Raw genomic sequence first — 14,149 nt, forward strand, 5'->3', positions numbered from 1 at the left:
ACACTTAAAATTATAGAGTTTTAATGTAGTTTTTAACAAACTGTAAAGCTTCTGTTACTTTTGATGGATCTGTTCCGCCCCCCTGAGCCATGTCAGGACGACCGCCACCTTTACCATTAGTTATTTGAGCAGCTTCTCTAATAATATCTCCAGCTTTAACTTTATCTGTTAAGTCTTTCGGTACTGAAGATACTAATGAAACTTTTTCACCATTAACACTTGCTAATAATAATACAGTATCTTGTATTCTTGATTTATAATCATCCATTATTGATCTTAACACTTTAGCATTTTCCGCTTCTACTTGTACAGATAATACTTTAATACCGTTAATTTCTTCTACACTATCTTCAATATTACCTGATTTTAATTCAGTAATTGTTTTATTTTTTTGTTGAAGCTCTTTATCTAAGTCTTTATTTTGTTGTTGTATTTGATCAATTTTTTCAATTGTTCTCGCTTGATCTTTAACTTTAACATGTTTCATTACATCTTTTAAAATTTCTTCTGTAGCTTTTAATGTTTCATAAGCTTTTTTACCAGTAACTGCTTCAATTCTTCTTACACCTGCACCAGTACCTGATTCTGAAAGAATTTTAAATAAACCAATTTCGCTAGTATTTCTAACATGTATACCACCACAAAGTTCGATTGAATAAGATGACATTTCAACAACTCTAACTACATCTCCATACTTTTCACCAAATAGAGCCATTGCACCTTTATCTTTAGCTTGCTCAATTGGCATTTCTTGAATTGAAACGGGAATATTTTCCCATATTTTTTCATTAACAATTTGTTCGATTGTTTCAAGCTCTTCTGCTGTTACTTGTCCAAAATGTGAGAAGTCAAAACGTAGCCTTTCACTTTCAACTAATGAACCAGCTTGATTTACATGTGAACCTAGCACTTCTTTTAATGCTGCATGCAATAAATGCGTTGCTGAATGGTTTTTAACGATTGATTTACGAGCTACCTTATTAACAACCGCTTCAACTGTTTTACCAATTTGCACTTGTCCAAATGTAATACGTCCAGCATGTAAGTTTTGACCATTTGGAGCTTTAATAACTTCTGTTACTTCAATTTCAAACTCGTCATGGCTAATAACACCTTTATCTGCTACTTGCCCACCAGAAACAGCATAGAATGGTGTTTCTTTTAAAATGAACTGGATATCTTCTCCACTTTCAGCATGATCGACTAATTGTCCGTTTAAAATAATATCAGTAATTTCTGATTGAATTTCAGATTGTTCATATCCAACAAACTTGCTTGGCGTCGTAATTTTACCTAAAACTTCATTTTGAACTTGCATGGATTGAGTTTTTTGACGTGCTGCTCTTGCTCTTTCACGTTGTTGACGCATTTCATCTTCAAATCCATCATTATCAATTGTGATACCTTCCTGAGCTGTAATTTCCTCAGTAAGTTCAATTGGGAAACCATAAGTGTCGTATAGTTTAAATGCATCTGAACCTGAAAGTATATTATCTTTTTGTTTTGCTGAATTCATCATTGTATTTAGAATTGCTAATCCATCTTCTAGTGTTTCGTGGAAACGATCTTCTTCAGATTTAACAACTTTTTTAATGAAATCACTTTGTGCTTTTACATTTGGATAATAAGGTTCCATAATTTCTGCAACTATATCTACTAATTTATATAAAAATGGCTCATTAATATTAAGTGTTTGACTAAAACGTACTGCTCTTCTTAGTAATCTTCTTAATACATATCCTCTACCTTCATTTGCAGGTAAAGCACCATCTCCGATAGCAAAGCTTATTGTTCTAATGTGATCGGCTATAACTTTAAACGCAATATCTTGTTCTTTAGATTGTAAATATTTCACTCCACTAACTGCTTCAACTTGTTCAATAATTGGAATAAATAAATCTGTATCATAATTTGTTGGTACATCTTGTGCAATTGAAGTCATACGTTCTAGACCCATACCAGTATCAATATTTTGATTTGGTAATGGTGTATACGTATGGTCAGCATTATGATTGAATTCACTAAATACTAAGTTCCATACTTCAAGATAACGTTCGTTCTCTCCACCTGGATACATTTCTTCAGCTGGATCTTCCTTGCCGTATGTTTCGCCTCGGTCATAGAAAATTTCTGTATTTGGTCCAGATGGTCCTTCACCTATATCCCAGAAGTTACCTTCTATTCTTATAATTCTGCTTTCCTCTAAACCAATCACTTCATGCCATAAATCATATGCTTCAGTATCTTCTGGATGAATGGTTACATATAATTTTCCAGGATCCATAGCCATCCATTTATCACTTGTTAAGAATTCCCATGCATATTCGATAGCTTCTTTTTTGAAGTAATCGCCAATTGAAAAATTACCTAACATTTCAAAGAAAGTATGGTGTCTTGCTGTAAAACCAACATTCTCAATATCATTTGTTCTGATTGCTTTTTGTGCATTAACTATTTTTGGATTTTTGGGTACTTCTCTACCATCAAAATATTTTTTTAATGTAGCAACACCTGAGTTAATCCATAATAAAGTATCATCATCAATTGGCACTAAAGGTGCTGAAGGTTCTACCATATGTCCTTTTTCAACGAAAAAGTCTATATACATTTGTCTAATTTCACTTGCTTTTAAATTTTTCATTATATTCACTCCTCAAATAAAATAAAAAACGCCCATCCCTCGTAAAAGGGACGAACGTATCGCGGTACCACCCTAGTTATGACAAAATGTCATCACTTTAAGTTTATTCAATTTCTATAAAAGAAGTAGCGTTCAATATATATTGTCATGTTTCGCACCAACCAACATGTCTCTTGTAGCAATATATGATTTACTCGGCTTCTTTATTAGTATTCTATTAGATTATAAGCACTGCGTTTTTAGATGTCAATTATTTCATAAAATCATATGGTGTTTTATCTTTCATATTAATCATCGGATCAATTTCATACATAGTCTCTTCAGTTAAAATCAAATTTTTCATTTGTATAGGCTCGTTTGTATTTTCATTATCTTTGTCATCTTGAAAATACATTTTTAATTTAGTATCGAATGAAGTCATCCGACCATGCCCTAGTGTTTGTATACCTTGGTTAAATGCTTTCTCTTCACCACAAATAACTAATGATTGTTTAGCACGTGTAAGTCCTGTGTATAAAATGTTCTTCTGCAACATTCTAAAGTATTGTCTGACGATAGGCATAATAACAATTGGAAATTCAGAACCTTGTGATTTGTGTATAGAACAACAGTAAGCATGCGTTATTTCTGATAAATCTTGTTTAGTATAAGTAATTTCACTTCCTTCATAATCTACAATTACGACATCTTTACCAAGTGCGTTTTCTTCTGCTTTATACACACCGATGACAACACCTATATCACCATTAAACACATTGTCATCTGGACGATTTATAAGTTGTAGTACTTTATCATTTTCTCTATATTCAATATCACCATACTCTAAATACCTAGTCGATTCATCTTTAGGATTCAGTATATCCTGTAACAGCTCGTTTAATTTATTAATACCAGCTGGGCCACGATAAATTGGCGCTAACACTTGAATATCTTGCATATTATAGCCTTTGTTGACTGCACCTTGTACAACTTTTTCTACGACTGTTGCAATTTGATTACTGCTACATGGAATAAATGATCGATCATGATGTTTCTCATTAATTGAAACTGTCATACCATTTTTAATTTTATGAGCTAAATCAATAATTGAAGACCCTTCTTGTTGTCTATATACCTCAGTTAAATTAACTCTTGGTATTACTTCAGAATCAATCAAATCTTTAAATATTTGGCCAGGACCAACTGAAGGTAATTGATCTTCATCTCCAACGAAAATAATTTGAGCATAATCAGGTACTGCTCTTAAAAATTGATACATTAACCAAGTATCTACCATAGACATTTCATCCAATATAATTAAATGTGCATGTATATCATTATCTAGCACATCATCAGGCTGAGTATCTTTGCTCCACCCTATTAATCTGTGAATCGTCATAGCCTCTAAATCAGTTGATTCACTAAGCCTTTTAGCTGCACGTCCAGTTGGGGCAGCTAATACTATTGGAAAATCAGATCCTTCTTGATAATCGTCATAATTTAAACTAACACCGTGAATTTCAGAATATAATTCACATATTCCTCTTATAACGGTTGTTTTACCAGTACCAGGACCTCCAGTTAATAGCATCATTTTATTGTTAATTGCAGTTTCTAATGCTAATTTTTGTCCATCCGCATATGATACATCATTCATTTCTTCTATTTGCCCAATATGTAGTTGTAAATCACTTTTTTCAATGTCTTTCAATTCATCTTGATGTTGATATAGGCGATGTATAATTTGAACACTTTTAGCTTCCGAATAATATAAAGAAGGTAAAAAGCAGTTATTATCTTCGATTATAAGCTTTTTATCTTCATTCATTTCAATTATCACGCCATTTAATTGATCTTTATTTACCACTTCTGATTGATTATGATTTAACAGTTCGTATGCACCATTTATGAGAATATCTATCGGTAAATACGTATGACCATTTTGTAAGGACTGTTGATCTAAGAAATAGCTTAATCCAGCAATAAGTCGATCATGATGGTCTTTAGATATACCAACTTGTTCAGCAATTTGATCAGCTCTTTGGAAACCTATACCATTTATATCCATAACTAATCTATAAGGTGTTTGTTTAAGAACATTCAGTGTTTCTTCTTTATAGACTTGATATATAGACATTGCTAATTTAGGACCAAATCCAAGTTCATTAAGTTTAATCATAATGCGTTCTATAGCTTGATTTTCTCGTATAGATGCTGCAATCGTATCTCTTTTTTGTTTATTAAGCTTTGGTATTTCTTTCAATACATCTGGTTCATCAATAATTTTTTGAAGTGCATCTTCACCTAGTTTATCAACTATTGTTTCAGCAGTCTTTTTGCCTATACCTTTAAATAAATCACTAGATAAATAATGGATTACACCTTGTTTAGTTTGAGGTAGTTCTTTTTCAAAAGTTTCTGCTTGTAATTGCTTACCATATTTTGGATGGTTTGTAACTTTACCTTTAAAAAGATATGTTTCTCCTTCAACAATTTGAGGAAGATAACCAACAATTGTGACTTCTTGGTCAAAATCTTCATTTGAGTCCATCACATCTACTTTTATAACGGTATAGTAGTTATCACTATTTTGAAATAAGATTCGAATAACTTCACCTTTTACATGTGAAAGATCAAATAAAGATAAGTTTTCCAATGTTAGTCCTCCTCTTCTTGTAATTGTTCAAACATATTTATCGCATGACCACTTAGTAAATGATCTGGCTGAATGTTGACTGCTTTTCTAAAATAAATCAATGCTTCTTCTGGATCTTCATTTTTCATATACTTAGCTAATCCTAAATTGTATAATGCATCAACATGATTAGGGTCTTTTTCAAGTACATTTTCTAATTGTGAAATTGCTTCTTCAAACATTTCCAATTGGCAAAGTGTTAAACCATATTGAAAACCTATTTCTACATCATCAGAATTCAATTCATTTGCTCTCATAACGTAAGGCAATGCTTCAGTATGCGCACCTAACTCATTAAAACACATACCTAACATAAAGTTAGTATCAGAGTCATTTAACCCTTTTTGTATAGCAAATTGATATAGTTTAATCGCTTCGTCAAACCTTTGTTGATTGTAATATAAATTTGCAAGACTATAATATGCTCCACCGTGCTCTTCATTTACTGTTATTGCCTTTTGGAAGAACTTCTCTGCCTTTTCAAGTTCATCCGCTTCTGACAAAATAGTACCTGCATTAATATAATTTGTTGCTTCATTTGGATTCTCTTCAATATTTTCAAATAAAAATTTGAGTGCTTGATCAAATTTTTTATTTTCTATTAATTTTACGATTTCATTTTCACTATGCATGATTTAACTCCTTTAAATATCATTAATTGTAATTATAACAAAAATAAATAGAGGTGCATCAGAAAAGATAGCACCTCTATGAATTTATACCATATAATCTAATTGTTTTTCAGTTTTGTAAACTTCATCAATAGTTGCGCCACCTAGACAAACTTCGCCATCATAAAGTACAACTGCTTGGCCGGGCGTGATTGCACGGACAGGTTGATCAAATGTCACTTTAATTTGATTGTCAGAAATTTTTTCAACTGTAACGTCTGTATCTTTTTGTCTATATCTAAATTTAGCTGAGCATTTCACAGGTTGTGAGAAATCTATGTCATTAACAAATGATATATCAGATGCAATTAAGTAATTACTATATAAAGCATCATGATGAAAACCTTGTTCTACATATAGAATATTTTCTTTTAAGTTTTTGCCAACTACAAACCAAGGATCACCGTCTCCGCCAATACCGAGTCCATGTCTTTGTCCAATAGTGTAATACATTAAACCTGTATGTTCACCCATATCAACACCATCTAAAGTTTGCATTTTACCATTTTGTGCAGGTAAATATTGAGATAGAAATGTTTTAAAGTTTTTTTCACCTATAAAACAAATACCAGTTGAATCTTTTTTCTTAGCAGTTGCTAAATTTTGTTCTTCTGCTATTCTTCTTACTTCACTTTTTTCTAATTCGCCAATTGGAAACATTACTTTAGATAATTGTTCTTCAGTAAGTTGATTTAAGAAATACGTTTGATCTTTATTATTATCTACTCCACGCAACATTTCTACTTTATCACCTTCACGATTTACTCGTGCATAGTGTCCTGTCGCTACGTAGTCAGCACCTAATTTCAAAGCATGATTTAAAAATGCTTTGAATTTAATTTCTTTATTACACATAACATCCGGATTAGGCGTTCTTCCTTTTTTATATTCATCTAAGAAATACGTGAATACTTTATCCCAATATTCTTGTTCAAAGTTCACCGCATAATATGGTATATCTAATTGGTTACAAACTTCTATTACATCGTTATAATCTTCAGTTGCTGTACATACACCATTTTCATCTGTATCGTCCCAGTTTTTCATAAATATTCCTACAACATCATAACCTTGTTCTTTCAATATATGTGCTGTTACAGAACTATCTACGCCCCCGCTCATTCCTACGACTACACGGGTAGATTGATTATTCATTTTCTTCCTCCTTAAATTGATTATATATTTTCATAATTGCATTTACGATATAGTTAATTTCTTCTTCTGTTGTTAATGAGCTAAAGCTAAATCTAACTGATTGCTTCACTCTTTCGTCCTCACCATACATAGCCTCTAATACATGTGAAGGTAAAGTTGATCCCGCTGTACAAGCTGAACCACTTGAAACGTATATATTAGACATGTCTAATAAAGTAAGCATCGTTTCAACTTCGATAAATGGAAAGTACAAATTCGTAATATGACCTGTTGTTTCAACCATGCTACCATTTAATTCAAATGGTATTGCTCGTTGCTGTAAGCCGACTATTAATTTTTCTTTTAAGTTCATTAAGTGAATATTATTCTCATCCATATGTTCATATGCATCCGTTAAAGCTGTAGCCATTCCACAAATATATGGAACATTTTCAGTACCAGCTCTTCTCTTAAGTTCTTGTTCTCCACCATGAATAAAGGTATCTAGTTGTAATCCTTTTTTTACTAATAGTGCGCCGATTCCTTTAGGACCACCAAATTTGTGTGCCGTAACACTTAACAAATCTATAGGCATTTCATCAAATTCAATTGGCATATGACCTATTGCTTGAACTGCATCAACATGAAAGGTAATATGACGCTCTTCCAAAATTTCAGCTATTTCATATAACGGTTGTACAGTACCAACCTCGTTGTTTACTAACATAATAGAAACTAATGTCGTTTCAGAAGTAATCGTTTGTTTTAATTCTTCTAAATCTATACTTCCTTCAGCATTCACATTTATATATGAAACATAAAAGCCATCACGTTCAAGTTCTTCAAAAACATGTAATACAGAATGATGCTCTATTCTACTCGTTATAATATGGTTGCCCAAATGTTTTCTTTTTTTCGCGATTCCTTTAATTGCTGTATTATTAGACTCTGTTGCACCGCTTGTAAAGATAACTTCATTTGGAGTAGCACCTAATATCGATGCAATTTCTCTTCTAGCTTGATCTAAATACTTCCTTCCATCTCTTCCAATAGAATGAATTGACGATGGATTGCCATAGTGTTCAGATAGTATTTCTGTTATTTTCTCTGTAACAATCGGTTTAACTGGAGTAGTTGCTGCATAATCTGCATATACTTTCATGTTGAACGTCCTTTCTTAGTTTTCAATGTACCTATTCTAGCACCAATTTAAGAAAATGACTAGAACTCTGTTTCTCTATTTCTTTCGTCGGTATATTGCTCTAATTCATTTAATTGATTTTTAATAGAATCAGCATTTAATGGATTCTCAATTTTAAGATTTTCATGTACCAAATCTAGATTCTTTATTGTCCAAATTTGATCTTTAAGCTTTTCTTTAAAATATTTATCATGTGAAATGATAAGTGTTGATCCTTGAAAAGATTGAATTAATTGTATGATTTTTTCTTGCATTTCAATATCAAAATAGTTAGTTGGCTCATCTAATATGAGTATATGTGGATTTGAAAAATACAATTTAACAAACTGTATTCTACATTTTTCACCCATTGATAAATTGGCAACAACATCATTAATTCTATTTTCATTAAAATAAAAATTCGCTAAAATTGTTCTTGATTCCGCTTCTTTCATTTCTTGAATAGACATTATTTCTTCTAACACAGTATTTTTCATATTTAAGTTATTAAAATCTTGTGAAAAATAACCTATTTCTAATTCAGGATGTACGATTACTTCTCCCTCATCAGGTGTCAGTTGACCTAGTATCAACTTGATCAAAGTAGATTTACCTGAGCCATTTTGACCTTCAATGATAACATTTTGATTTCGCTTAATATGAAAAGAGACATCATTAAAAATAGGCTTTTCATTATATGAAAATGTCACATTTTCAAATTTAACTAAATAATGAGATTTGAAGGCGTGATGTTGCATTGAAAATGTTTTTCCTTCCTCTTCAGGATCTGATAAATTGGTTTGTTCAAGTTTTTTATTCATTTGATATTCTTTCGATTTAAACTTTTTCGCAAGCTTGCTAAGTTGTTTTTGTTGATAAGGATTTCTTACTGAAGCTTTTTGTGAAGCTTTTTGATACCATTCTTTATATTTTTTAATTGTTTCTTCAATTGCTCGTTGCTCTTTTTCTTGTTTTTCGTATTGTTGCTTAATCGTTTTATATTCTAAATCTTTTTGTTGCTTGTAATTGTCATACTGACCTGAGTATTTTGTTGCACCACTACTACTCAGTTCCAAAATTGCGTCTGGTGTTTCATTTAAAAAAGTCTTATCGTGAGAAACAAATAATATTGCACGTTTTTCTTGTTTAAATGCATTAGTTAACCATACTTTCATTTCTTCATCCATATGGTTAGTTGGTTCATCAATTAATAATAATCGTGCTTTATCTAATTTAACTTTCAAAAACGAAACTTTTGTTTGCTCACCACCACTTAAAGTAGAAATTAATTGATCAAAGTGCCTTTCTGTTAATCCTAACTTTTTACCTTCAATTGTAATGTTTTGCTCAATTTCGTAACCGTCTAATTCAATATATCTATTTATATTATCCAAATCACTTAGATTTTCTCTTAACGATGATAATTGTGGATAAGTTAACATAATATACTCCATGACATTTAAAGTTCCATATTTAGTTAAATCTTGTTCCATCATTGCTGTTTCAATATTTTCTTTATGATGGATTTTATTTAAAAGTGTAGATTTTCCGATACCATTTATGCCGACTATTGCCAAATGTTCATTTTCTTCAATAATAAATGTTAGTGAAGGTATGAGCAGTTTATTGTCAATCTCTAAAGACTTTTTTGCAAATAAAAATAGCATAATGTTGCCTCCTTATTCCATGCATTACACAGTAAGACACACCATTACACTATTTTAAAATATAATGGTAGCATCAAAATGTAGACATATTTATCCAATCATCATTGTGTAACACAATGGTATTTTTACGTTTTAACATGACGTCGTAAAAATTATTGGATATCCATGCCTATTATTGATGCCACCTCTCTTTAAATTTGGGTTTATTATAACTATAACTATGAAAATAGTCAACTTTTGTTGAGCAGTTAAATAGTGCAACAAGATTACGCTTGATATACTTGCCAATATACAATTAAGTAAGGAGAGTCATATAAATGAAATCTAATTTCCCAGTCTCTGCATTGAACCTTGTCCCATTAAGAAAAGGAGAAACAGAGCAAGACGCTATTAAAAACATGGTCACATTAGCACAAAATGTAGAGAAGTTAGGCTATGAAAGATACTGGATTGCTGAGCATCATAATGCACCTAACCTTGTAAGTTCAGCTACAGCTTTACTCATTCAACATACTTTAGAACATACTGATACAATACAAGTTGGTTCAGGTGGAATAATGCTACCAAATCATGCACCACTCGTTGTAGCAGAACAATTTGGCACAATGGCAACGATGTTTCCTGAAAGATTAAATTTAGGATTAGGACGAGCACCTGGTACTGATATGATGACAGCCTCAGCATTGAGACGTGACTCACATAAAGGTGTTTATACTTTTGGAGATGACATTAAACAATTACTACAATATTTTGGTCCAGAAGAAAATCAATCTTATGTTAGATCTTATCCAGGTGTAGATACAAACATACCCATTTATGTACTAGGATCTTCAACTGACTCTGCTCATTTAGCAGCGCGTTTAGGATTACCTTACGTTTTCGCAGCTCACTTTGCGCCAGAGCAAATGTCACAAGCTATAGAAATATATAGAGATTTATTTGAACCAACAGATTATTTAGACAAACCTTATGTAACAATTTGTTTAAATGTTATTATAGGAGAAACAGATGAAGAAGCAACATTCCTTTCATCAACAATGCATTTAATGTTTTTAGGAATTGTTAGAAATTCACGTTTACCTTTACAACCACCAACAGACCAATTAGAAAATATATGGTCACCACAAGAACAATACATGTCACAATCTAAGACAAACACTTCGTTTATTGGTAGTGAAGAAACAGTTAAACAACAATTTTTAGACTTCCAAGAAAAATATAACGTAGATGAAATAATGGCAGTTAGTTATATTTATGATTTAGATAAACAATATAAATCATTTGAATCATTCAAAAATATCGTTGATGATGTATATGGAGAATAATTAAGAGTAGACAAATTAAAAGAGTCCGGGGCCACAAAGCCCTGGACTCTTTTAATTTATTTCAAGTTACTATTTATGAATTCCTGAATACTACTATTAAATAATACACCACTATTATGACTATCTGGAACGCCACCATAATGTAGTCCAATTACTTGATTATGAGCATTAAATATTGGAGATCCTGAGTTACCACCATATGTACTTAAGTCATATGTTAAGTCACTACCTGAAGCAGACAATACATTACCTTTACTTTCCCATAATGTTGCGATTGGTTTATCTCCAGGATAACCTGTTACTGTAATGTCATCGCCTTTTTGAACAGTTGATGTGTTAGCTAATGTGGCTGGTTGTACCGCATCACCTATAGATTGTCCTTCACTATTTTTACCAACTGTTACGACAGCTAAATCTTCTCCACCTGGTGCTGTTTTATAATCAGTTGCTGTAAATGTTCCAGCTGGGTAATTTCCATTTCCATTTGCTGCTGGAGAAAATTTTAATACTGAAGCATCTCCATTTGTAGCATTTACAACGTGCTTATTTGTCAATACAGTATTTTTACCGATTACAACTCCAGAGGCTATCGATGTTCCACCAATTTCAGTAAAAGCAATTGATTGATAATGTGCTGATGTTGTATTAGTTATTTGTTCACGATCATTTTTAGGTAATATGACTCTTGATGAAGGATCATCTGTTTTGGCATTTGCTTCTAAAGGTAATCCTACAAAACTTAATAATAAAACTGCAACTACGGTTAATATGTAAGCTTTAATATTTTTCATATAATCTCCCCTTTTTTGTAGTGTACAACTATCTTAATATGAATATTAAATCAAAGGAGAAAATTACACTACTTAACCAAATTTCATGCCTAACTGTCATTACAATTCTTTTTAAAGTACAGTTAGGCATGAAATTAAAACAGTTAGGAATTTTTTCCATAAAAAAAGTAGAAATTCAAAGGAAACTGAATTTCTACTTTTTTATATCCCTTTCTGGTATTATTCTGCATACTGTACCAGATTTAATTGTTAAATGATTATATATAGAACATATACCCTTCTAATTCATCTTGATTTGTATAGTTTGCTAAATATTCTAAAGTTGTATTGTCTAATACTTCTTTAACAGCATCACGAATACGAATCCACAATTGTTGTTGTGCTGGTGGTTCATCTTCTATACCTTCAACTGGTGTAATTGGTCCTTCTAACAATCTAATCACATCACCAGCTGTTATATCTGATGGTGCTTTTTGTAATTGATAGCCCCCTTTGGCACCTCTTACACTTTTAATAAGACCAGCATTACGTAATGGTCCTACTAATTGTTCTAAATATAAATCACTTAAATCATTTTCTTCTGCGATAGACTTTAACGATGTACATCCTTGACCGTAACGCTTAGTCAACGATATCATAAGTGTTAAGCCATATCGGCCTTTAGTTGATATTTTCATGTACTACACCTCTTATTTTCTTTAAAAAATATTGTTAACTTATTTTATCATTTTTTATACAATTTGAGTAATTAGAAAGGTTGATCACAAATGAAAAACGAACCATTAGCATATAGAATGCGTCCTAAAACGATCGACGATGTTATAAGTCAAGAGCATTTAGTAGGTCCTAAAGCCATTATTAGAAGAATGGTCACTACTAAAAGATTAACTTCTATGATTTTTTATGGACCTCCAGGTATTGGTAAAACAAGTATTGCTCAAGCTATAGCTGGCAGTACTCAATATAAATTCAGACAACTAAACGCCGTTACTAATACGAAAAAAGATATGCAATTAGTAGTTGAAGAAGCGAAAATGTCTGGTCAAGTCATCCTTTTATTAGATGAAATTCACAGACTTGATAAGGCGAAACAAGATTTTCTCTTACCTCATTTAGAGTCTGGCAAAATCGTTCTTATTGGGGCAACAACATCAAATCCCTATCACGCCATAAATCCAGCAATAAGAAGTAGAACGCAAATCTTTGAACTTTTCCCATTAGAAGAATCTGATATTGTGATTGCTTTAAATAGAGCTTTGGAAGATGCAGAAAACGGTTTGGCAACATATGCACCCGAAGTAGATGATGATGCTATTCAGTATTTTGCAAAAGCTAGTTATGGGGATGTTAGAAGTGCTTTAAATGCATTAGAACTAGCTGTATTAAGTGCTGAAATACTCGATGAAAAGCGTCATGTTACAATTGAAGATGCTCAAGTGTGCATTCAAAAAAATGCTTTTCAACATGATAAGGATGGCGACCAACATTATGACGTTATGAGTGCATTCCAAAAATCAATAAGAGGTAGCGATGTTGATGCTGCTTTACATTATTTAGCTAGACTAATTGAAGCAGGCGATTTACCTACCATTGCAAGACGTTTACTTGTTATTAGTTATGAAGATATTGGCTTAGCTTCACCAGGTGCAGCTGCAAGAACGTTATCTGCTATTGAGGCAAGTGAACGTCTAGGCTTTCCAGAAGCACGTATACCACTTAGTCAAGCTGTAATCGAATTATGTTTATCTCCTAAATCGAACTCAGCGATTGTATCTATAGACGAAGCTTTATCTGATATTAGAAATGGCAAAGCTGGTTTAGTTCCTAAACATTTAAAAGATGGACATTATCAAGGCGCTAAAGAATTAGGAAATGCCATTGGATATAAATATCCACATAACTATGAAAATAGTTATGTGGAACAACAATATTTACCTGACACCCTAAAAAACAAGCAATATTATCATCCTAAACTAACATCCAAATCTGAACAAAAATTTGCTGAAATATATAAAAACTTAAAAAAATGAGGCTGGATATGTCCAGTCTCATTTTTATTTCAAAGT

The 14,149-nt window shown here is 31.9% G+C and carries 10 protein-coding genes; 2 read left to right on the forward strand and 8 right to left on the reverse strand.

All coding sequences use genetic code 11. The annotated features are described in order from the left end of the window. Positions 1 to 10 precede the first annotated feature (10 nt). The 6 genes from alaS to sal(C) all read right to left on the reverse strand — a co-directional run bounded on the left by alaS (position 11) and on the right by sal(C) (position 9,967). Positions 11 to 2,641, reverse strand: coding sequence for an alanine--tRNA ligase (alaS, locus tag LQ668_RS00970; RefSeq protein WP_115337371.1), 2,631 nt, complete (start codon positions 2,639 to 2,641; stop codon positions 11 to 13). A gap of 250 nt (positions 2,642 to 2,891) precedes the next feature. Continuing rightward, complete coding sequence (gene recD2, locus LQ668_RS00975) at positions 2,892 to 5,276, reverse strand: SF1B family DNA helicase RecD2 (RefSeq protein ID WP_107509069.1); 2,385 nt, start codon at positions 5,274 to 5,276, stop codon at positions 2,892 to 2,894. A gap of 2 nt (positions 5,277 to 5,278) precedes the next feature. Then, a complete protein-coding gene (locus tag LQ668_RS00980; protein WP_107509068.1) occupies positions 5,279 to 5,947 on the reverse strand; it encodes a tetratricopeptide repeat protein in 669 nt (222 codons plus the stop codon). An 84-nt stretch (positions 5,948 to 6,031) separates the two neighbouring features. After that, complete coding sequence (mnmA, locus tag LQ668_RS00985; protein ID WP_078356472.1) at positions 6,032 to 7,141, reverse strand: tRNA 2-thiouridine(34) synthase MnmA; 1,110 nt, start codon at positions 7,139 to 7,141, stop codon at positions 6,032 to 6,034. Beyond that, positions 7,134 to 8,282 carry a cysteine desulfurase family protein gene (locus LQ668_RS00990; RefSeq protein WP_107509067.1) on the reverse strand — a complete coding sequence of 383 codons (1,149 nt, stop codon included), beginning with the start codon at positions 8,280 to 8,282 and terminating at the stop codon, positions 7,134 to 7,136. The genes mnmA and LQ668_RS00990 overlap by 8 nt, the downstream gene beginning before the upstream one ends. 59 nt (positions 8,283 to 8,341) lie before the next feature. Further along, positions 8,342 to 9,967 (reverse strand): ABC-F type ribosomal protection protein Sal(C), encoded by a 1,626-nt coding sequence (gene sal(C), locus LQ668_RS00995; protein ID WP_107509066.1) that lies wholly within the window; start codon positions 9,965 to 9,967, stop codon positions 8,342 to 8,344. Between the two features lie 317 nt (positions 9,968 to 10,284). On the opposite strand from sal(C), the gene LQ668_RS01000 reads away from it, so the two are divergent. Further along, positions 10,285 to 11,292, forward strand: coding sequence for an LLM class flavin-dependent oxidoreductase (locus LQ668_RS01000; RefSeq protein WP_115337368.1), 1,008 nt, complete (start codon positions 10,285 to 10,287; stop codon positions 11,290 to 11,292). 56 nt (positions 11,293 to 11,348) lie between these two features. Here the strand turns inward: LQ668_RS01000 and LQ668_RS01005 are convergent, their stop codons facing one another. Further along, positions 11,349 to 12,083, reverse strand: coding sequence for a trypsin-like serine peptidase (locus tag LQ668_RS01005; RefSeq protein WP_078356468.1), 735 nt, complete (start codon positions 12,081 to 12,083; stop codon positions 11,349 to 11,351). 257 nt (positions 12,084 to 12,340) lie between these two features. Continuing rightward, a complete protein-coding gene (gene cymR / locus LQ668_RS01010; protein WP_078356467.1) occupies positions 12,341 to 12,760 on the reverse strand; it encodes a cysteine metabolism transcriptional regulator CymR in 420 nt (139 codons plus the stop codon). Positions 12,761 to 12,850: 90 nt separating this feature from the next. On the opposite strand from cymR, the gene LQ668_RS01015 reads away from it, so the two are divergent. Then, positions 12,851 to 14,113: a replication-associated recombination protein A gene (locus LQ668_RS01015; RefSeq protein ID WP_078356466.1), complete on the forward strand. Its 1,263-nt coding sequence runs from the start codon at positions 12,851 to 12,853 to the stop codon at positions 14,111 to 14,113. Positions 14,114 to 14,149: the final 36 nt, after the last annotated feature.

It is taken from the genome of Mammaliicoccus sp. K-M42, assembly GCF_022386375.1.
Taxonomy (GTDB): domain Bacteria; phylum Bacillota; class Bacilli; order Staphylococcales; family Staphylococcaceae; genus Mammaliicoccus; species Mammaliicoccus fleurettii.